Consider the following 1357-nt stretch of genomic DNA (forward strand, 5'->3'; position numbering starts at 1 on the left):
TACTCCTATGTTTGTAAAAGATAACAAGCGACAAGGAACGGGAGCAGGTTTGGTTACAAGTAGTCGTCATGACATACACGCACAAAGATACTGCCCCTTCTTTGCTCGTCCTTTAGAGGTAGTACAGAATGTAAGACGTATCGCAGGTGCGCTATAGTCAGAATATCCGACCAGGAGTAAAGCCGCAGAAGGATGATTGTTTGTTAGCTAATAACAAGAACAACATGAATACTTTACTTAGACAAGCAGTTGGCATTGACGTTGCCAAAAAGGAATTAGTAGTAACTATTGGACGTATAGATGCCGATGCTACAGTTGAGCTTTATGCCCACAAAACCTTCAGCAATGACCATAAAGGCTTTGTCCGTTTACGGGAATGGGTAGGTAAACAGACTGTATCTACGATTTCTGTACAATATGCAATGGAAGCCACCGGAGTGTATCATGAGCCGTTAGTTTACTATCTGTCAGACGAGAAAGAACGAATCAGCGTTCTATTACCCAATAAGATCAGTAACTATGTGCGTACACTGGATGTAAGAACGGTAACAGATAAAAGTGCTTCACAGGCTATTTGCCGTTTTGCTTTAGAACGAAGACTCGATGAATGGAAACGTCCGGCCAAAGTATTCAGAGATCTGCGACAATTGACCAGAGAGCGGGATCAATTGATACAAGAACGTACTATGCTTAAGAACCAGTTGCATGCCGAACGAGCGGAAGCTTTTCCAAGCGACCGTGCTATTGCCAGACTTAATGAACGTATTGACGTACTTGTTCGACAGGAAAAAGAGATAAGAACTGAGATCGCTGAATGCATGAAGAATGATCAGGATATACGCTCAGGTATCCAATTATTGAGCTCGATTCCCGGTATAGGAAAATTAACCGCTATAATCATCCTGGCCGAAACGAATGGCTTTGAACTTATCAGAAACAAGAAGCAACTGATAAGTTATGCCGGCTTGGATGTAAAAGAGAAACAATCAGGAACATCCGTCAAAGGCAAGCCTAAAATATCTAAACAAGGTAACCGGCATTTGCGAAAGTCATTATACTTGCCTGCTTTAGCTGCTATTCGGTCAGATCAAAGGTTCAAAACATTCTTTACGCGTTTAGTTAGCAGGCACGGAATAAAACTGAAGGCTGCCGTAGCGGTGCAACGTAAATTATTAGAGCTGGCTTTCATCGTGTGTAAAAACAAGGTAAGCTATGATAAAGAATATCTGACACGCGAGATTCTTGAAAATAAATTAGGGCAGTAACATATAAAATGTACCGCCCTAAACAGGCTAGCTTAAGCCGCCTTAATGATTACAAAGGTAAAATATTATTTGCTTTACAACACAGAATCTTT

1 protein-coding gene is annotated in these 1357 nt (G+C 41.2%); it reads left to right on the plus strand.

Translation table 11 applies throughout. The features are described from left to right. Nucleotides 1-224: 224 nt before the first annotated feature. Nucleotides 225-1265, plus strand: a complete 1041-nt coding sequence (locus tag AC59JT_RS20490; RefSeq protein ID WP_497402701.1) for an IS110 family RNA-guided transposase — start codon at nt 225-227, stop codon at nt 1263-1265. Nucleotides 1266-1357: the final 92 nt, after the last annotated feature.

This window comes from Mucilaginibacter sp. A3364, from assembly GCF_059690715.1.